The sequence below is a fragment of the Paenibacillus antri genome (assembly GCF_005765165.1).
GTDB classification, from domain to species: Bacteria; Bacillota; Bacilli; order Paenibacillales; family YIM-B00363; genus Paenibacillus_AE; species Paenibacillus_AE antri.
Window position 1 is genome coordinate 1 of the sequence record NZ_VCIW01000036.1, and the last position, 18,505, is coordinate 18,505.

Annotated in this window: 17 protein-coding genes, 1 tRNA gene and 1 rRNA gene; 4 read left to right on the top strand and 15 right to left on the bottom strand. The window is 59.2% G+C overall.

The window, feature by feature from the left end:
• Positions 1-185, bottom strand: a 16S ribosomal RNA gene (locus FE782_RS30580); the annotation flags it as partial.
• 444 nt (positions 186-629) lie between these two features.
• Positions 630-1,577, bottom strand: a complete 948-nt coding sequence (locus tag FE782_RS30585) for a helix-turn-helix transcriptional regulator (RefSeq protein WP_138198151.1) — start codon at positions 1,575-1,577, stop codon at positions 630-632.
• Positions 1,578-1,687: 110 nt separating this feature from the next.
• Here FE782_RS30585 and FE782_RS30590 point away from each other — a divergent pair, with 110 nt between their 5' ends.
• A complete protein-coding gene (locus FE782_RS30590; RefSeq protein WP_138198152.1) occupies positions 1,688-2,137 on the top strand; it encodes a VOC family protein in 450 nt (149 codons plus the stop codon).
• A gap of 70 nt (positions 2,138-2,207) precedes the next feature.
• Here the strand turns inward: FE782_RS30590 and FE782_RS30595 are convergent.
• Positions 2,208-2,283, bottom strand: a tRNA-Ala gene (locus FE782_RS30595).
• A gap of 51 nt (positions 2,284-2,334) precedes the next feature.
• On the bottom strand, positions 2,335-2,790 hold the full coding sequence (gene nrdR, locus FE782_RS30600) for a transcriptional regulator NrdR (protein ID WP_138198153.1): 456 nt from the start codon (positions 2,788-2,790) through the stop codon (positions 2,335-2,337).
• A 121-nt stretch (positions 2,791-2,911) separates the two neighbouring features.
• Here nrdR and FE782_RS30605 point away from each other — a divergent pair, with 121 nt between their 5' ends.
• Entirely contained in the window at positions 2,912-3,133 is a 222-nt protein-coding gene (locus FE782_RS30605; protein ID WP_138198154.1) for an alpha/beta-type small acid-soluble spore protein, read from the top strand.
• A gap of 64 nt (positions 3,134-3,197) precedes the next feature.
• On the opposite strand, the gene FE782_RS30610 is transcribed toward FE782_RS30605, so the two are convergent.
• The 5 genes from FE782_RS30610 to polA form a co-directional block, all read right to left on the bottom strand.
• A complete protein-coding gene (locus FE782_RS30610; RefSeq protein ID WP_138198155.1) occupies positions 3,198-3,812 on the bottom strand; it encodes a lytic transglycosylase domain-containing protein in 615 nt (204 codons plus the stop codon).
• On the bottom strand, positions 3,812-4,417 hold the full coding sequence (gene coaE / locus FE782_RS30615; protein ID WP_138198156.1) for a dephospho-CoA kinase: 606 nt from the start codon (positions 4,415-4,417) through the stop codon (positions 3,812-3,814). Before coaE ends, FE782_RS30610 begins: the two co-directional genes overlap by 1 nt.
• 13 nt (positions 4,418-4,430) lie before the next feature.
• Positions 4,431-5,144 (bottom strand): MntP/YtaF family protein, encoded by a 714-nt coding sequence (locus tag FE782_RS30620; protein ID WP_138198157.1) that lies wholly within the window; start codon positions 5,142-5,144, stop codon positions 4,431-4,433.
• Positions 5,145-5,206: 62 nt separating this feature from the next.
• Positions 5,207-6,079: a DNA-formamidopyrimidine glycosylase gene (gene mutM, locus FE782_RS30625; protein WP_138198158.1), complete on the bottom strand. Its 873-nt coding sequence runs from the start codon at positions 6,077-6,079 to the stop codon at positions 5,207-5,209.
• Positions 6,080-6,129: 50 nt separating this feature from the next.
• Positions 6,130-8,778 carry a DNA polymerase I gene (polA, locus tag FE782_RS30630; RefSeq protein WP_138198159.1) on the bottom strand — a complete coding sequence of 883 codons (2,649 nt, stop codon included), beginning with the start codon at positions 8,776-8,778 and terminating at the stop codon, positions 6,130-6,132.
• Positions 8,779-8,871: 93 nt separating this feature from the next.
• Here polA and FE782_RS30635 point away from each other — a divergent pair, with 93 nt between their 5' ends.
• Positions 8,872-9,636: an HAD family hydrolase gene (locus FE782_RS30635; RefSeq protein ID WP_138198160.1), complete on the top strand. Its 765-nt coding sequence runs from the start codon at positions 8,872-8,874 to the stop codon at positions 9,634-9,636.
• Here the strand turns inward: FE782_RS30635 and FE782_RS30640 are convergent.
• The 6 genes from FE782_RS30640 to FE782_RS30665 all read right to left on the bottom strand — a co-directional run bounded on the left by FE782_RS30640 (position 9,569) and on the right by FE782_RS30665 (position 16,337).
• A complete protein-coding gene (locus FE782_RS30640; protein ID WP_138198161.1) occupies positions 9,569-11,851 on the bottom strand; it encodes a GGDEF domain-containing protein in 2,283 nt (760 codons plus the stop codon). The genes FE782_RS30635 and FE782_RS30640 overlap by 68 nt on opposite strands.
• Before the next feature lie 34 nt (positions 11,852-11,885).
• Positions 11,886-12,548, bottom strand: coding sequence for a phosphate signaling complex protein PhoU (gene phoU / locus FE782_RS30645; RefSeq protein WP_138198162.1), 663 nt, complete (start codon positions 12,546-12,548; stop codon positions 11,886-11,888).
• A gap of 48 nt (positions 12,549-12,596) precedes the next feature.
• Entirely contained in the window at positions 12,597-13,358 is a 762-nt protein-coding gene (gene pstB, locus FE782_RS30650) for a phosphate ABC transporter ATP-binding protein PstB (protein WP_138198163.1), read from the bottom strand.
• A 30-nt stretch (positions 13,359-13,388) separates the two neighbouring features.
• A complete protein-coding gene (gene pstA, locus FE782_RS30655) occupies positions 13,389-14,258 on the bottom strand; it encodes a phosphate ABC transporter permease PstA (RefSeq protein WP_138198164.1) in 870 nt (289 codons plus the stop codon).
• Between the two features lies 1 nt (position 14,259).
• Positions 14,260-15,177: a phosphate ABC transporter permease subunit PstC gene (pstC, locus tag FE782_RS30660; protein WP_138198165.1), complete on the bottom strand. Its 918-nt coding sequence runs from the start codon at positions 15,175-15,177 to the stop codon at positions 14,260-14,262.
• A gap of 134 nt (positions 15,178-15,311) precedes the next feature.
• Complete coding sequence (locus FE782_RS30665) at positions 15,312-16,337, bottom strand: PstS family phosphate ABC transporter substrate-binding protein (protein WP_138198166.1); 1,026 nt, start codon at positions 16,335-16,337, stop codon at positions 15,312-15,314.
• A 240-nt stretch (positions 16,338-16,577) separates the two neighbouring features.
• Here FE782_RS30665 and FE782_RS30670 point away from each other — a divergent pair, with 240 nt between their 5' ends.
• A complete protein-coding gene (locus tag FE782_RS30670; protein ID WP_138198167.1) occupies positions 16,578-18,281 on the top strand; it encodes a methyl-accepting chemotaxis protein in 1,704 nt (567 codons plus the stop codon).
• Positions 18,282-18,505 lie beyond the last annotated feature (224 nt).

Genomic DNA, 18,505 nt, shown 5'->3' on the forward strand with positions numbered 1-18,505 from the left:
GGCGAATCGATTATCCGGTATTAGCAGGCGTTTCCGCCAGTTATCCCGGTCTTATGGGCAGGTTGCCTACGTGTTACTCACCCGTCCGCCGCTAAGTGAACCCCGAAGGGAACACTCCGCTCGACTTGCATGTATTAGGCACGCCGCCAGCGTTCGTCCTGAGCCAGGATCAAACTCTCCAAAAAGGGTAGTTCAATATACTGCGCTCATTACAAGCTAGCTTTATTTCTTTAAAAAGCATATGCGCTCATGTTCAGTTTTCAAGGAGCAAGCTTGTCTTACTCGGTGTTGCTTGTCCGACTCGCTCAAGCGGCCGGAAAAACAATTTAACATAAAACTGTGTTTCAAATCAACCTCTAATTTATTCCAACCGCCAATTTCTTATGAATTAAAACGGTCGGATGACTAATCTACCCGAAATTAATAACATAATCAAGTGGAATTCTCTTCCTTATGCTGTCTTCGGCTTTAGGGCCGTCCGAGAGGCTTGAAGAACCAAACAGGATCCTGTTCAAACCACAAATAAAGCGAAGCCTCTTGAAGGACAAGAGGTTTCGCTTTATTTTCTCTAGGGGATGGAACCCCTGACCTCGTACTGCCAGCGACGCGCTCCCCCACGATTGTCGGTTTCACTGCCCCGAAACTGATTTGTAATGATTTAATAATTTTTCTATTCGATCCTTGATCAGTTCACATAAACATTCGGGTTTCACCGATATAACTTGATTACCAAATTTCATAAAAAAATCAGCTATGAACGCTTCTTCTCCTGGATTATAATAACCCCTAATAACGGTTCTATTCCCAATGTCAATTTTCATCGAAGGGTAATGTTCTTTAAAAAAAATATCTTTTGCTTTTTCTTCAATTTCTACCTCAAAGTCAATACTGAACTTTGAACGATAAAGTTCTAACGAACGATTCATTAACTCCTCAATGGAAAAAGGAGATTTCATATCTTCTTCCACTATGGCAGTAACTCGATCACATCGGAAGACCCTGTATCGATTCGTTTTAAGATCAATACCTGCCGCATACCATTGACCAAACTTAGCAGAAATTTTAAAAAATTGAACATGATAGCATTTTTCCTCATTGTTTCTGGAATATCGAATCGTGCAGTTGCTCTCGTTTAAAATGCTTTGTAAGATTTTTTCTAAAAATCGGCTTTCATGATGATGCGGGTTCATTTCAAACTGCAGTACCTTTTTCATGACGGTAATTTGCTCGATTTGCTTTTGAGAAAGACAACTTTCAAACTTTTCATTGAGTTGATTGACGCTTAAATGAAATGGTGTAGATTCATAAGATTTCAAAGTCAACATGGCAAAGTATAGCGCATACACTTCATCCATCGTAAACATAATTGGGGATAGCAGGCGATTCTTTAGGATCCCGTAACGTCCATATCTGCCATGTTCCACAAAAATCGGCATTCCCAATTGCTCTAAAGATTCAACATCCCGCAGCGCCGTACTTTTTGAAATCTGATATTTCTCCATAAGATCATGTAAATTAAAGAACTCTTTACCGTTCAGGTATCGGATCATGTCATTTAATCGTTCTGATTTATTCATATATCTGAAAACCTCATTTAAGGTGTCATCCTTTGATACCTTAAAAGAGTACAATCAACTTCGTTGGATATCAAGCAGTTCCTACAAATTCGCGAAAAGGAGACCAAACCATGAGTACAACACTGGAAGCAGCAATATTTTTATCCATGAACGGAAGAGCGAAAGAAGCCATCGAATTTTATAAGCTCCATTTTCATGCAAAACAATTGTTACTCGTCACCTACGAAGACATGGCAAAACGCGACAATTCATTGCAACTTACTGATGAAAATAAGCATTGGATTACTCACTCTGTTTTAGCCATCGGTAAAACAAAGATGATGATCGCCGAAGATCCAATGGATATCAACGTAAAGTATACGATCGGGAATAATACCTCTATTTGTATTCAAAGCGCTGACTTGAATGAAATCGAGAATTTTTACAAAAGTTTGACCACGGATGACCGCGTTAGGATCATTGTTCCTTTATCCAGCAATGCGTTTAGCAAAGCGTATGGGATCATTGAAGACCCTTTCGGTATTCAAATTCAACTGATGTATGACCATCGATTGCAATAAAGTGGTTCCTAGCGCCGGGACCGAACACAAAAAAAACACGCCTTTACTTGGCGTGTTTAACATTTGTGATTGGTGGACTCTAGGGGGATCGAACCCCTGACCTCGTCGCTGCCAGCGACGCGCTCTCCCAGCTGAGCTAAGAGCCCGAAACGACAAAATCAATATTATCACGCTCGGCGGGCTCTGTCAATGCGGGATCACGTCTTATTCAGCAGCGTCGATAGCTCCTTCATAAACATGTCGATGTCCTTGAACTGGCGGTACACGGAAGCGAAGCGGACGTAAGCGACCTCGTCGACCTTGTACAGCTGCCCCATCATCAGCTCCCCGATGTCGCGACTCTCGATCTCCGTGCTGGCCGTCTGGCGAAGCTCGCGCTCCACCTCGTCGACGATCTGCTCCAGCCGCTCGACCGATACGGGGCGCTTCTCGCACGCCCGGACGAGGCCGCGAAGCAGCTTCTCGCGGCTGAACTCCTCCCGGCTGCCGTCCTTCTTGACGATCATCAGCGGCGCTTCCTCCACCGTTTCGAACGTAGTGAAGCGGCGCGCGCATCGCTCGCATTCCCTGCGCCGGCGGATCGATTTGTTATCGTTCACGGGACGAGAATCGAGCACCTTCGTTCCGTCATGATCGCAGTATGGACATCTCACAACCAAGTCGCTCCTTCCGCTTCGAACTTCAAACTATGAATCGATATTACCATACAATCCCTGTTTTGAACCTTAGAGAAGCGCACATAATACTATCACCAACGACGAGGAGGTGAAACACATGGGTACAGGTTCTCAAAGCTCCAACACCTTGGTCGTACCTCAAGCGAACCAAGCGTTGGACCAACTGAAGTATGAAGTAGCTCAGGAGCTGGGCATTCAAATCCCGAATGACGGCTACTACGGTCACATGGCTACTCGCGACACGGGCGCGATCGGTGGTCACATCACTCGCCGCCTGGTGCAAATCGCCGAGCAGCAACTCGCCGGCCAATTCAAGTAATCTTCCGCTTCATGGAACATCGGGAGGTTGCGCGGGATACCGCGCAGCCTTTCCGATGTTTTTATTATGGATTCGGCGCCAGTTCCGGATACGTCTGCTCGTACTTTACATAATAATAATACACCCGATGGACGTAGTGTCTCGTCTCGCCGAACGGTATGTCGTCGGCGCGATCCAACGTGCCGTCCCATCGTCCTTCGGACAGCCACCGTTCGACGTTGCCCGGACCGGCGTTGTACGCCGCCGCGACGCGCGCGATCGCGTCGCGCTTCGCTTCGCCGTCTGACGCGAACTGCTGCTGGAGCGACCGCACGTACCATGTCCCGTACCGGATATTCCGATCCGCCTCCTGCAGCCGTTCCGGTCCCGCGGGCTCGTCCCCTTCCTGCTTCGCGATCCATTCGGCCGTCGGCGGCATCAGCTGCATGAGTCCGATCGCGCCCTTGGGGGACGTCTTCGTCGGGCGGAAGTTGCTCTCCACGCGGATGATCGAGGCGATCAAGTACGGATCCACGTCGTACGCTTGCGATTGCTCCACGATCAGCGCTTCGTATTGAAGCGGATACATCCACTTCCCGAGCAGCGCCCGATCGAAGTATAACACCAGCAGAACCAATAGCAATAAAACCGCGTATAACCTCTTCCTGCGGTACCACGCCCGTTCGCTCGTTCCGACCATTACGTCGAACCCGTCTTCCCGGCGACGTACGCTTCGACTTGCCGCTCCGTCTCGGCGAGCGAGCCGCTGTTGTCGATAACGACGTCGGCTCGCTTCCGCTTCTCTTCGATCGGCATCTGAGCGTCGATGCGTCGTTCCGCGTCCTCGCGGGACATCCCGTCCCGCGCCATGAGGCGCTCGAGCTGCACTTCGCGCGGCACGTACACGACGAGCACGTCTTCGAACGCGTAGAGCTTGTCCAACCCGGACTCGTACAACAACGGAATGTCGGCGACGACGAGCCGCTCGGGCTCTTTCTCGTTCCATTCCGACATCTGTCTGGCCATTTCCTCGCGAATGCGCGGATGGGTGATCGCTTCGAGCTTCCGCCGCGCCGACTCGTCGCCGAACACGATCGAGCCGAGGCGCTTGCGATCCAGCGTTCCGTCCGGCGCGATCACGTCTTCGCCGAACGTCTCGCGAATGTCGAGAAGCGCCGGACGCCCGGGGAGCACGACGTCGCGAGCGATCCGGTCCGCGTCCACGATTTTCGCGCCGCGCGCTTCCAGCATCCGGGATACCGTCGATTTGCCGCAGGCGATGCCGCCTGTAAGTCCGACGTTCAACCGAATTTCCCCTCTACATTAATTTCATGAATCCCATTACGATCAAGATGCAGCCCGGCAGCAGCGTCAGCTTGCCGATCCATCGCCAGCCGGAGAGCAGAAAGCCCAGCTTGACGCCGATCGCGATGCACGCGCCGCACGCCGCGCCGATCATCAGCGAGGTCGCCACCGGCGGAAACCCGATCAAGGCCGCGCCCACGCCCGCGCCGAGGCTGTCGAGCGACAGCGCGATGCCGAGCAGCACCGCTTCCGAAGCGGTGATCACGCCCGAACGGTCCATGTCCGCCATCGACGGCGTGCGCCAAATCCGGATAATAAGCCCGAATTGACGGATCTCCCATTGCAGCACCGTCTTTTCGGCTGCGGCCGACGCCTCGGCCGGCGTCGCTTCGGCCGGCGCGCTCGCATCGGCCCCCGACGGCTTCGACGGGTCGTCGCCTGCCGCCGATTCCCGGCGCGACGTCAACAGCATCTGCACGATCGCCCATGCGCCGATCGCGATCAAGATGGCCGCCCCCGTCCAACGCGCCGCCCGTTCGGGCAGCCACTCCACGAACAAGCCGCCGACGGCCATCGACCCGAACAGGACGAACGCTGATAATAACGATACGATTCCGATGGAATACGCCGGAATGCGGATCTTCCGAATTCCGTACATCATGCCGGCGCTCAAGCCGTCCAAGCTGACGGCCAGCGCCAGCGCAAGCATCGACCCAAAGGCCACCACGTTCGATCCCTCCCGAAGGCATCCGCCTATATTGGATACCTTCACTATATGGAGGGACGCCGTCAGGTGTGCTTCTGCCCCTGGTCCCGCTTCGCGCGGCTTCTCTTCTTCGGCTGGCACCGCGGACAAATATGCGTGCCGCGGCCGCCGACGACGAACTTCTCGATGACGCCGCCGCAGCCGGCCGGACACGGTTCGCCTTCCCGCCCGTAGGCGCGCAGGCTGAATTGATAAGCGCCTTGCTCGCCCTGGCCGTTCACGTACGACTTTACGGACGAGCCGCCCGCTTCGACCGACGCGGATAACGTCGCCACGATCGCCCCATGCAGCCGTGCGAGCTCGGCGCGGGAGAGCTCGTCGGCCGGCCGCTCGGGATGAATGCCGGCGGCGTGCAGCGCTTCGTCGACGTAGATGTTGCCGATGCCGACGACGACTTCTTGGTTCAGCAGCAGCGGCTTGATTTTCGTCTTCTTCGCGCCGAGAGCTTCGCGGAACGCGGACAGCGTGAACGCCTCGTCGAGCGGTTCGAGCCCGAGCTTCGACAACGGCCCTTCCCGCGTCTCCTCGCCCGGCTTGTACAAGTCCATCGTGCCGAACTGCCGTACGTCGCGGTATCGCAGCTCCGTGCCGTCGGTAAACCGGAAAATAACGTGCGTATGAAGCTCCGTCTCGTCCTCCGCGTCATATAAGCCGTAGCGGCCTTCCATACGCAGGTGGGACAGGAGCAATAATTCGCCTAGATCGAATTTCAGAAATTTGCCTCGCCGTTCGACGCCGCGGATCGTCAACCCTTCGAGCGCTCTCGCGAACGCCTCGGGCTCCGCCGGACGGCGGATAATGCGCGGCAGCCGGACGTCGACCGACCGGATCGTCTTGCCCGCCACGAGACGCTGCAGCGTTCTTCGGACGGTTTCCACCTCGGGTAATTCAGGCATCGCTCTATCACCTCAACTCCCGATTATACCGCATGAGAGGGCCGTATCCTCTATTTCGCTTCGTACCAATTGCTGCCTTCGCTGACCTCGACCTTGAGCGGCACGTCGAGCGCGAGCGCGCTCTCCATCGTCTCGCGCACCATGGCGCGCATCGTCTCGAGCTCCTCCGGCGGCACCTCGAACACCAATTCGTCGTGCACCTGCAGCAGCATGCGGCTCTTCACGCCCGCTTCGCGCATCCGATCGTCGAGCCGCACCATCGCCAGCTTGATGATGTCCGCGGCCGTGCCTTGGATCGGCGTATTCATCGCCGTCCGCTCGGCGAACGAGCGGATATTGAAGTTCGAAGCGTGAATTTCCGGCAAATACCGGCGGCGATTGAGCAGCGTCGTGACGTATCCGTCTTTGCGCGCCTGCTTCTTGATGTCGTCCATGAACCGCCTTACGCCGCTGAACACGTCCAAGTATTGCTCGATGAACTGCGCCGCGTCCTTGCGGTTGATGCCGAGGTTGTTCGACAAGCCGAAGTCGCTGATGCCGTAGACGATGCCGAAGTTGACGGCTTTCGCCTGCCGGCGCATGTTCGCGTCGACCGCGTCCGCGCTCACGCCGAACACGTCCATCGCCGTCTTCGTATGGATGTCCATGTCGTTCTGAAACGCTTCCTTCATCCGCTCGTCGCCCGAGATGTGCGCGAGGACGCGCAGCTCGATCTGCGAATAGTCGGCCGCGAGAATGCGCCAGCCCGGCTCGGACGGCACGAACATCTTCCGCAGCTTGCGGCCTTCCTCGGTGCGGATCGGGATGTTTTGCAGGTTCGGGAACTGGCTGCTGAGCCGCCCCGTCGCCGCGATCGTCTGACGGTAGTACGTATGAATTTTCCCGGTCGCGCGCACTTCCTTCTGCAGCCCTTCCACGTACGTCGATTGCAGCTTCGAGAGCGTGCGATAGTGAAGCAGATTGCTGACGATCTCGTGGTACGGCGCCAGCTTCTCCAGCACCTCCGCGTCCGTCGAGTAGCCCGTCTTCGTCTTCTTCACCGGCGGCAAACCCAACTTTTCGAAAAGGATTTCCCCAAGCTGCTTCGTAGAGTTCAAGTTGAACTCCGTTCCGGCCTGCTCGTAGATCGTCGCGACCAGCTTGTCGAGCGCTTCGGTCAATTCGACGCCGTAGCGCTTCAGCTCGTCGACGTCGACCTTGACCCCTTGCAGCTCCATGCGCGCGAGCACGAACGACAGCGGCAGCTCCAACTCGTACATAAGCGGCTCCATCTCGTGTTCGGCCAGCTTCTTCCGCTGCCGCTCGGCGAGCTCCGCCACCGCCCGCGCCTTGCGGCCCAGATGCTCCGCGATTTTCTCCGGCTCGGGCAGCTTAAACTTCGCGCCCTTGCCGAACACGTCGTCGTCGGAAGGAACCGCGATGCCGTCCTTCCCCGCGATGTCGCTGAGGGCGTGGCTCGATTCCGTCGGATCGAGCAAATACGCGGCGAGAATCGTATCGAACGCGACGCCGCGCAGCTCGACGCCTTGCCAGGCGAGCGCGAGCTCCGCCTTATGCGCGTCGTGAATCGTCTTGCGCGCGTTCGCGTCCGCGAGCCAGGACCGGAGCGGCGCCGCCTCGCTCGAGGCGAGGAACGGCATCGGCGCGAAATACGTCCGCTCTTCGTCCGCGTAGAGGGCGAGACCGAGCACTTCCGCGCCGTGCGGATTTTCGCCGATCGATTCGACGTGCGCGCCCCGAACGTCCGGAAGCGCCGCGACGAGGGAAGCGACGGTCGAAGCGTCGACCGTCGTCACCTGAATGGCGGCCGCCTCGGAGCCGCCCGAAGCGGCGTCGCTTCCGCCGATCGCGAGACGTTCCAGCAGCGATTTGAACTCGAGCTTCTGGAACATCGTCCGCATGCCGTTCGTATCGAAGCCCTCGAACGCCAGCTCGTCCCAGCCGGCGTCGTACGGCACCTCGCGGAAGATCGTCGCGATTTCCTTGCTCATGCGGGCGCTGTCCGCATGCTCCTTGATCGTCTCCTTCATCTTGCCTTTGATCTCTTCGACGTGCTCCAGCACGCCTTCGACCGAGCCGAATTGATGAAGCAGCTTCAGCGCCGTCTTCTCGCCGACGCCGGGGACGCCGGGAATGTTATCGCTCGCGTCGCCCATGAGCCCTTTCAGGTCGATGATTTGACGCGGCGTCAGTTGATATTTTTCTTGGATGTAAGCCGGGTCGTACATCTCCGTCTCGCTGATGCCCTTGCGGGTCAGCGCGATGCGCACGCGATCGGAAGCGAGCTGCAGCATGTCCTTGTCGCCGGACACGACGATCGTCTCGATGCCTTCCTCGTCCGCGCGCTTCGTGAGCGTCCCGATGATGTCGTCCGCTTCGTAGCCCTCGATCTCGAATTGCTTCACGTTCATCGCCTGCAACAGTTCCTTGAGCAGCGGGAACTGCTCGGACAGCTCCGACGGCGTCTTCGAACGTCCGCCCTTGTAATCGCCGTACTCCTCGTGTCGGAACGTGCGCTTGCCCGCGTCGAACGCGACGAGCAGATGAGTCGGCTTCTCCTCTTCGATGATGCGCAGCAGCATCGTGGTGAAGCCGTACACCGCGTTCGTATGGAGACCGGCTCCGTTCGTCAGCGGCGGCAGCGCGTAGAACGCGCGGTTAATAATGCTGTTGCCGTCGATCAATAAACACTTGGCCACGGTAAACACCTCAATGTGTTCGAAACTAGCTTCATCATAGCATAGCGCGAAATCGGATGCATAATTTTAGAACAAGACGAAGGAGGGGATCGAATGGTGCCGGTGCGCAAGGAAGGCGCGCGGCGCGCGGCCGCCGTCGTATGCTTCGACTTGAGCGGAACGCTGGTGGCTTGGAACGCGGCGTACGAGGCCGCGCTGCGCGAGGCGATGGGAGAGTGGGTCGGACGATGGGGCGACGAAGGCGCGGCCAAAGCGTTGATCGAAGAGGCGTTGCTACATTATAAGAAGTCCAGAAGCCGGGGGAAAAGCAAAAGCGCCGGCATTCGCGACGCGGTCGCCGTGCTGCAGACCGAATCCAGCGAGCGGACGGCGCGGCATATCGCGAAGGAAGCGCGGCGGCTGCAGCCGCGGAAGGCGGCGTTCGTCCCGGGCGCCGAGGAGACGCTGCGGCAGCTCTCCGGGCGCTATCGGCTGGCCATCCTCACGAACCTGGACGCGGCGACCGCCAAGGAGCTGTGGCTCCGGCTGAAGCTGCACCGGTTCGTGTTGGAGACCGACGTCTTCGCCGCGCCCGCCGGCATGAAGAAGCCGGAGCAGCGCCTGTTTCGCGCCGTCGCCGCGTCGCTCGGGACGCCGCCCCGGCACTGCGTCATGGTCGGCGATTCGTACCGCCGCGACGTCGTCGGCGCGGTGCGGTCCGGCTGGCAGGCGGTGTGGATCCGTTCGTCGAACGCGAGTCCGGCGTCGCCGCGGTCGGCGCTCGGCCGGCAGCTTCGCATCGCGACGTCGATTACGGCGCTGCCGCGGCTGATCCGCCCTGCGGGGCGGACGGCTCCGTCAGACCCAAAGGATGCATAGCGGCGATCGCGGCGGAAGCGACGGCGCTGCCGTCCTTCGCCTTCGCCTGCCGCTTGCAGTCCGCGGCCGTCCGCGATATCGCGTCCGCCGACGCGCGCGACGGATCCTCCACGCGAACGAGGGCGATCGAGACGCTTAAGGCCTCGACGTCGCGCGTACGGCCGTACCGGTCCTGGACCGTCGTCCCTTGCGGCTGGCCGTCGTAGAACGCGTCGATGCCCAGCCGAAACCGCCGGATGATTTCCTCCGCGACCGTCTCCGGCGCGTCGGCGCCGGTGATGACGATGAAGTCGTCGCCGCCGATATGGCCGACGAAGTCGCGCGGGCGGCCGCAGACGGCGACCGAGCGGCGAATGACGTCCGCCGTCAGCTGGATCGCTTCGTCCCCTCGTTGAAAGCCGTACAGATCGTTGAACCATTTAAAGAAGTCGATATCGACGTATAGAACGGAGAAGGGCTCCCCATCCAGCACCCGGCGCTGCAGCTCGCGCTGAATTTGCACGTTGCCGGGCAGCCCGGTGAGCGGATTCGCCACCCTCGCGTGCTCCATGCGGATGCTCGTCATGTGCTCGAGGATGTCCCGCACCGTCACGACGCCCGCAAGCTCGCCGCGCTCCGTCACGACGACGAGGTCGTACAGCTTGCCCGACTCCCGCATCGTCGCGAGCGAGGACACCGTCTCGAGCGGCGTGTCGGCGTCGACCGTCAACGGGCTCAAGTCGGCGACCACCTTCACGGGCTTCGACCAGAACAAGGAGATGCCGTATTGGACGGACAGCTTGCGGAACAGCTCGTCCCGCATCAGCAGACCGACGGGGCGCGAGCCCTCCACGACGACCGCCCCGAACTGATCCGGATGATCGCGGAAGTACGTCGCCGCGAAGGACACCGGATCGTCCGCCTGGAACGTCTTCGCCGTCGCCGCGACGTCTCCCACGGTACGCAGCCCCGCGGTTCCCGCGAGTCGGGTCGCCGCATAGATCGTCGCCTTCGCCTCGGGCGTCACCGGCTTCAGCGTCGCGTCCGGGCGCCCTAGGAAATATCCTTGCGCGTAATGAACGCCTAGGCGAATGAGCTTCTCCAGCTCCTCCGCTTCCTCGATGCCCTCGGCGATCACCTTGATGTTGAGCCGCTTCGCGAACCAGACGAACGTCTCCAATATGTATTCCTTCACCTTGTCCCGGTGAATGCCCTGCACGAGAGACCGGTCCACCTTAATGTAGTCCGGTTGAATTTCCGCGATCGCCTGCAAGGACGAATAGCCGGCGCCCGCGTCGTCGATCGCGATCCGGTACCCTTGGCTCCGGTAGTGGTCTATTACCTTCTTCGCGGTGGAGAAATCCTCGATGGAGCTGCGCTCCGTAATCTCGAGCACGACGTTGTTCGGCGTAAGCCCCCGCCGCTGCAGCAGGGCGAGCGTCTGGCCCGGAGAAAAATCCGGATCGTGCAAAATTTGGGCCGGAATGTTCAGGAAGATGCGTTGATGCCGGGCGAGGCCGTCGATGCCGAGAATCGCCTGCTCCCGCGTCAGCTTATCGAGCGCGTACAGCTTGTCCGCCCGCTCCGCCAGCTCGAACAGCTTCACCGGCGAATGGAGCGGCGAAGCGGCCGGCCCGCGCGATAGCGCCTCGTACCCGAACACCTCGCCCCCCTCCATCGAGACGATCGGCTGGTAGACGGAGGCTACGTGACGGCTCTCCAGGATCGAATAGAACTCCTGCATATGCGTGATCCGCTCCGGATCGACGGTTCGCTCCCTCGCATGCCGAATCGCCTGCTTCATCGCTGTGTACATGACCGCTTCGAGCTCCCGCTCCTCCGATTCGCGGAGCAGCGCGCAGCCGAAGTCGAGCCTCGCCTCGGCCGCCTCGGGGCGGTCCCGGCGGACCGCCTCCTCCAGGTCGGCGCGCAGCGCCTCGGCGATCCGTTCGAGCTCGGCGTACGCAAGATGCGCCGGCACGTCGCCGAGCGCGACGTACAGGAAGAAGTCGTCGCCGATTCGCTTCTGATCGAGCACGTTCGGGAACGTCGCGCGGAGCTCGTCGATCCGCCGGCGCACGAAGAGCAGCAGCTCTTCGGCGCAGGCGCGGCCGTGTCTGCCTTCGATCCGCTCGAGCGTCGCGACGTCAAGGTAAATCAATCCTACCGCGCCTTTCGACAACCGAGACGCGATCGTCTGCAACAAGCGCACCTGCAAGGACGCTAGATGAATCAAGTGGGCCCTCTCCCCCGATGATAAAGCTGCCGCGTTACTGGTTCAAATCCGGACGCTTGCCCACGACGAGGTATACGACGCTCTCCCCGATATTCGTCGCATGGTCGGCCATCCGCTCGAGATGGCGGCTCACGAAGCAGAGCAGCATCGCTTGATTGATCGTCTTCGGATTGTCCGCCATGAGCCCCATCAGCTCGCGTAAAATTTGACTGTTCAGGTGGTCGACGTCGTCGTCCATCTTCGCCATGCGGTACGCGAGATCGACGTTTTCCTCGGTGTAAGCCCGCAGGCAGTCGTTCGTCATCGTCTGCACGATTTCCGTCATGCGCGGAATGTCGACGAGCGGCTTCATGAGCGGCTCGCCGTTGATGCGGCGGACGACCTTCGCGATATCGACGGCGAGGTCCGCCATCCGCTCGAGGTCGGTCGCCATGCGGAACGCGACGAGGACGCGGCGCAAATCCTTGGCCACCGGCTGCTGCAGGGCGATCAGGTTCGTCCCCATCTCGATAATTTTTTCCTCGGCCTCGTTGACTTCTTTATCCTTCGCGATGACGCCTTCCGCCATCTCCAGGTTGTTGTCCCGAAGGGCGATGACGGAATTGAGGATCGCCGTTTCCACCTTTTCCCCCATATCGATCAGAGCTTTGCGAAGCTCCTGAAGCGCTGCGTCGAATTGTTGCCGTTGTAACGCCATGTAGGTTCAAACCCCTTTGTCGGAAAATGAAATGCCCCTCGCGCCCGCTTACCCGAAGCGGCCGCTGATGTAATCCTCCGTGCGCTGGTCCCGCGGATTGGAGAACAGCTTCACCGTCTCGCTCATCTCGACGACCTCGCCGTTCAGGAAGAACGCCGTATCGTTGGATACGCGCGCGGCCTGCTGCATGTTATGCGTCACGATGATAATCGTATACTGGTCCTTCAGCTCTTGGATCAGCTCTTCGATCTTCAGCGTCGAGATCGGGTCGAGCGCCGACGTCGGTTCGTCCATCAGCAAAATTTCCGGACCGACCGCGAGCGCCCGCGCGATGCAGAGCCGCTGCTGCTGACCGCCGGACAACCCGTACGCGCTCTTCTTCAGATTCGCTTTCACTTCGTCCCAGAGCGCCGCGCCGCGAAGGCTGCGTTCGACGATGTCGTCGAGCTCCGCCTTCTTGGTTACGCCATGAATCCGGGGACCGTAAGCGATGTTATCGTAGATCGACTTCGGGAACGGATTCGGCTGCTGAAACACCATGCCGATCTTCTTCCGAAGCAGCTCGACGTTCACCGCCGGATGGTAGATGTCGGTGCCGTCGATTTCGAGCCGGCCGGAAATGCGAACGCCCTTGATCATGTCGTTCATCCGGTTCAGCGTGCGGAGCAGCGTCGACTTGCCGCAGCCCGACGGACCGATGAACGCCGTCACCGACTTCGGCTGAATGTGCATTTCCACCGACTTCAACGCGTGGAAGTTCGTATAATATAAATCCAGATTCGAAATGTTAACGATCGGGTTAGCGCTCAAGGATGTGACCCTCCTATTGAAATCAGGCGTTTACAGTCTCTTTTGAAATTTGTTGCGCAGAATGATCGCCGCGGCATTCATGCCGAGCAGGATGACGAGCAGCACGAGAATGGCGGCCGCGGCGATGTTCTGGAACTCGGCCTGCGGCTGGCTCGACCAGGTGTAAATTTGAATCGGCAGCACCGTGAACTGCGACAGCAGATGCTCCGGCGGACGAACGATGAACGCCGCCGCGCCGACGACGATGAGCGGGGCGGTTTCCCCGATCGCGCGGGACAGCGATAGAATCGAGCCCGTCATAATGCCCGGCATCGCGGACGGAAGCACGACGCGAACGATCGTTTGCCATCGATTCGCCCCGAGGGCGAACGAGGCGTGCCGGAGGCTGCCGGGCACCGCTTTGATCGCTTCCTGCGCCGCGACGATAATGACGGGCAGCACGAGTAGCGTCATCGTCAGCGCGCCGGCCAGAATGCTCGAGCCGAAGGCGAAGATCCGGACGAAGATCGTAAGGCCCAAGATACCGTAGACGATCGACGGCACGCCCGCGAGATTCGATATGTTCGTTTGAATGATTCGCGACAGCTTCGTGTCTTTCGCGTATTCCTCCAAGTAAATCGCGGTCCCTACGCCGATCACGAACGTCAGCGGCGCCACGATAGCCATGAGCCACAGCGTGCCGATGAGCGCCGTGTAGATGCCGGACCGCTCCGGCCGGCGGGACGAGTTGTTCGTGAGGAAATCCCAGTTAAGCCATCCGATCCCCTGGGACACGACTTGATATATAAGCAAGACGAGAGCTACGACCCCGATCAGGGTGGAGGCGAAGAACAGCCCGTGGAATACGGCGTTCTTCCGCTTCCGGCTGGCGATCCGAAGCTCTTCTTTCGTACGCGCCATCTTAGTATTCCTCCCTGAATTTTCTAGAGATGTAGCCTGCCAATATATTCATGATCAGCGTAATGACGAACAGGATGAAGCCGACGGAGTACATCGTTAAATATTGCGCGCTGCCGAACGTCGTATCGCCGCTGGAGACGGATACGATATAAGCGGTCAGCGTCTGCACGCTCTGCAGCGGATTGATGGACATGCTGGGCAGCGCTCCCGCGGCGAGCGTCACGATCATCGTTTCGCCGACCGCGCGGGACAGACCGAGCACGAAGGAAGCGACGATTCCGGAAAAGGCGGCGGGCACGACGATCTGCAGCGCCACCTCGAGCTTCGTCGCGCCTAGCGCGTAGGCCGCGTTGCGCAGGCTGTTCGGGACTGCGCTCATCGCGTCCTCGCTGAGCGACGAGATCATCGGAATGATCATGATTCCGACGACGATGCCGGCGCTAAGGGCGTTAAACACTTTGGTTTGCGGTAACAGCTGCTGGATAATCGGCGTCACGAACGTAAGTGCGAAGAAGCCGTACACGATCGTAGGAATGCCCGCCAGAATTTCCAGAACGGGCTTCAGAAACGCGCGAACCCGATCGGGCGCGTACTCGCTAAGATAGATGGCGCTGCCGAGCCCGAGCGGCAGCGCGACGATGCTGGCGATGACCGTAATGACCATCGTCCCCGTCACGAGCGGCAGTACGCCGTAATGCGGATCGGAGAAGAGCGGCGTCCACTTCGTACCCGTAATGAATTCTAGGAACGGCACCTGCCGGAAAAATTGGAACGACTCCTCGAGCAATACGAATACGATTCCGACCGTCGTAAGAATCGAGATCGCCGCGATCAGGAGCAGCACCTTCGGCATGATGGAATCCGAAGAGAACAGGCTTCTGCGACCGGTAATGGATGGTTTCTCTCTTGTATTTTCCATATTTGGCTCCAATCGTAAATTCGTTCGAACAAGTCGATAACCGTGACGAAACATGGGGTTCATGTCATCGCCACGGCTTATCCACTTCTTACTTATAACATTTATAGCTTGTTTTCACTTGAGTATTCCGGATGTTATTGCGGGAGCAGCGCGAGGTTCGCGTCGCGAGTCGCTTTGTCGAGCGGCACGTAGCCGACTTCGCCCGCCAGCGCGGAGCCTTCGTCGCTCATGTAGTACTTCACGAATTCTTGAATCTCCGGACGCTCCAACGTGCTCTTCAGCGGGTACATATAAATGAAGCGGGAGAGCGGCTTGTAAGAGAAGTCGCCGATCGTCTCGAGCGAAGGCAAGATCGCCGGCGCGTCCGCGGTTTCTTTGATCGCGACGGCCTTCAATTTGTCCATGTTCTCTTCGTAGTACGCGAAACCGAAGTAGCTCATCGCATACTTGTCGCCTGCGACGCCTTGCACCAACACGTTGTCGTCTTCCGAAGCCGTTACGTCTTCGCGAGCGACCTTCGCTTCGCCGTTGACCGCTTCCGTGAAATATTCGAACGTACCGGAAGCCGCGCCGGGCGCGAACAGCGTGATCGGCTCGTTCGGCCAGCCTTCGCGAACGTCGGCCCACGTTTTTACCGTGCTGTCTTTTACCCAAATCTTCTTCAGTTCTTCGACCGTCATTTCCGTCGCCCAATCGTTTTCCGGGTGGATGACGACCGTGATGCCGTCGTAAGCGACCGGCATTTCGACGACGTCGTCGCCCTTCGCCTTGATTTGCTCGACTTCCGAATCCTTGATCAAGCGCGATGCGTTCGCGATGTCCGCTTCGCCGTTGATAATCGCCTTGATGCCGTTGGACGAACCGGACAAGCCGACCGTCACGTTCACGCCGCCGTGAATATTCATAAACTCTTCCGCGACCGCTTGGGCGACCGGATATACCGTAGAGGAACCGTCAAGCTTGATTTCGCCGCTGATTTCCGCCGCCGGCTCGTTCGCCGGAGCTTCCGTCGCCGGCGTCTCCGCCGGAGCCGCTGCCGGAGCTTCCGAACCTTGCGTAGCGTCTTCTCCCGCATTGTTGTTGCCGCAAGCCGCGACGACGAACGCGAACGCGACCGCTAGCAGCAACAACCAACTTTTCCGCGCCAAACCTTTCGACACTCAAGACCACTCCTCGAAATAAGTTATGTTTTTGACTTCCTGAACCTAATACTAACCCCCCATTGTTAACGCTATTCCGAAGTTTTGTTAAACGATTGTAAAATCGCATCGAGCGGATCCGAGTCGATTCGACTTCTTTTGACATTCCGTTTACACTTCGTAAATCTTCCTCTAATATGCGTCCGCTACAATTCTATATGTACGAATACATATACGATCGTTATTGGGGAGGAAGTCGGAGTGAAACGTTTTTCGCTGGCTTTGAAGTTGACATTAGGGTTCGCCATCGTGTTGTTAATATTCACCGCCGTCTCCGTCTTTACCACGCTTCGCTTGGAACAGCTGAAGGCGATGGACACCGAGCTTCGCGCCTTGGCGGAACGGCAGGAGACCGCCCTCACGCTCAAGAGCCTGGTCGAACAGATGGACGCCGTCGCCTCCGGGTACATGATCTCGGGCAAGCCGGAGCTGGAAAAGCGGTATATGGAGAGCGTTCCGGAGCTGACCCGCTTAACGGAGCTTGTCGGCGCCTCCGCCGAGACGAGAGATCAACGCAACTGGCGCGCCAGGTTGACCATGGTGTCTCAAGAGTTCGTCGATCACTTCGAACGGTCGGCGGCCATCGTGGCCGACGCGTCGACGGACGCCGCCGCGAAACAGCCGAAGATCGCCGCCGCCTTCAATGCGTCGCAAGTGCATAAGCAAGTCATCTTCGAGCTTGTTCAATCGTTCTACGACGATTACTCAAGGGCGGAAGGGGAAGCCCGAGCGGAATACAGCGCATTAATCGAAAGCACGCGCGCCGTCGCGATTTTGTCGACCGCCGCCGCCTTCGCGGTCGCGGCCGCGCTCGCCGCCGTCGTCGTCCGCTCCTTGACCGTCGGCGTGAGGCGTCTGCGCCTCGGGATCGAGCGGGTGAAGTCCGGCGACCTGTCACGGGATATCGCCGCGGGGTCGAAGGACGAGCTCGGGGCGCTGAGCGACGACTTCGACGCGAGCGTCGCCGCGGTTCGCGGCATGCTGGCGCGGACGAAGGGCATCGCCGAAGCGCTGCAGGCGCACAGCGCGCGCCTGCGCGACGTCGCCGGCTCGACGAAGGACGCCAACGCTTCGATCGTACGGGCGATGGAGGAAATCTCGGCCGGCTCCGCGAAGCAGGCGGAGCAGACCGAGCAGGGCGTCGCGACGATTACGGAGCTGGAGGAGCGGATGGACGGCGTCTTGACCGCGACGGGCGTGTTGGCGGACGCGAGCGATCGCGCCAAGACGTCTTTACGAGACGGAGAGACGACGGTACGGGAGCTCGAGGCGCGTTCGGAGCGGACGGGGGACGCGCTTCGGGACATGTCGGCCGCGCTCACGGCGCTCGAATCGCGCGCGGCCGATATTTTCGGCATGACGAACGCGATTCACGACATCTCGCAGCAGACGAACATCTTGGCGCTTAACGCCTCCATCGAGGCGGCGCGCGCCGGGGAGCACGGCCGCGGCTTCTCGGTCATCGCCGAGGAGGTTCGCCTGCTGTCGCTGCAGGCGACCGAGGCGTCCCGCCGCATCGACGACATGCTGTCGCCGCTGCAGAGCGGCATGCAGGACGCCGCGCGGTCGCTCGCGTCCACCGCCGACAGCTTCGCGGATCAGCGGCGCGCCGTATCCGACGCGGGCGCGGCGTTCGAGGGGATCGTCCGCATCCTCGGCGTCTTCGAAGCGGAGACGCGGCGGATCGGCGAACGAGTGAACGAGGCGAAGCGGAAGCAGGCGGAGTTGGTCGGCTCGGTGCACGTCGTCGCCTCGGTCGCGCAGCAGACCGCCGCGGGCGTGGAGGAGACGGCCGCGGCGGCCGCGCTGCAGGACGAAGCGGTCGGCCGCGTCGCCGAGGAGGCGACCGAGCTGCACGAGCTTGCGGAGACGCTGTTCGGGGAAATCGATAAGTTTCGGGTATGACCATGCCTGTTCGCGGAACCTTTCTAACCTGATTCCCTTGCCTCAGGGCCTGAGCAGACGATATCGCGTTTGAAAGGACCGGCTGGAGGGGTACCCGGAGGCCAACTATGCCCGCGGGTCCTTTCTAACCTGATTCCCTTGACTCAGGGCCTGAGCAGACGACATCACGTTAGAAAGGACCGGCTGGAGGGGGGGCCCGGAGGCCGACTATGCCCGCGGGTCCT

What these genes read in the sequence shown, in the direction of transcription:
- FE782_RS30585 (WP_138198151.1), bottom strand. Translation starts at nt 1,577, where the DNA reads ATGAATAAATCAGAACGATTAAATGACATGATCCGATACCTGAACGGT.
- FE782_RS30590 (WP_138198152.1), top strand. Translation starts at nt 1,688, where the DNA reads ATGAGTACAACACTGGAAGCAGCAATATTTTTATCCATGAACGGAAGA.
- FE782_RS30605 (WP_138198154.1), top strand. Translation starts at nt 2,912, where the DNA reads ATGGGTACAGGTTCTCAAAGCTCCAACACCTTGGTCGTACCTCAAGCG.
- FE782_RS30610 (WP_138198155.1), bottom strand. Translation starts at nt 3,812, where the DNA reads ATGGTCGGAACGAGCGAACGGGCGTGGTACCGCAGGAAGAGGTTATAC.
- mutM (WP_138198158.1), bottom strand. Translation starts at nt 6,079, where the DNA reads ATGCCTGAATTACCCGAGGTGGAAACCGTCCGAAGAACGCTGCAGCGT.
- FE782_RS30635 (WP_138198160.1), top strand. Translation starts at nt 8,872, where the DNA reads ATGGTGCCGGTGCGCAAGGAAGGCGCGCGGCGCGCGGCCGCCGTCGTA.
- phoU (WP_138198162.1), bottom strand. Translation starts at nt 12,548, where the DNA reads ATGGCGTTACAACGGCAACAATTCGACGCAGCGCTTCAGGAGCTTCGC.
- pstA (WP_138198164.1), bottom strand. Translation starts at nt 14,258, where the DNA reads ATGGCGCGTACGAAAGAAGAGCTTCGGATCGCCAGCCGGAAGCGGAAG.
- pstC (WP_138198165.1), bottom strand. Translation starts at nt 15,177, where the DNA reads ATGGAAAATACAAGAGAGAAACCATCCATTACCGGTCGCAGAAGCCTG.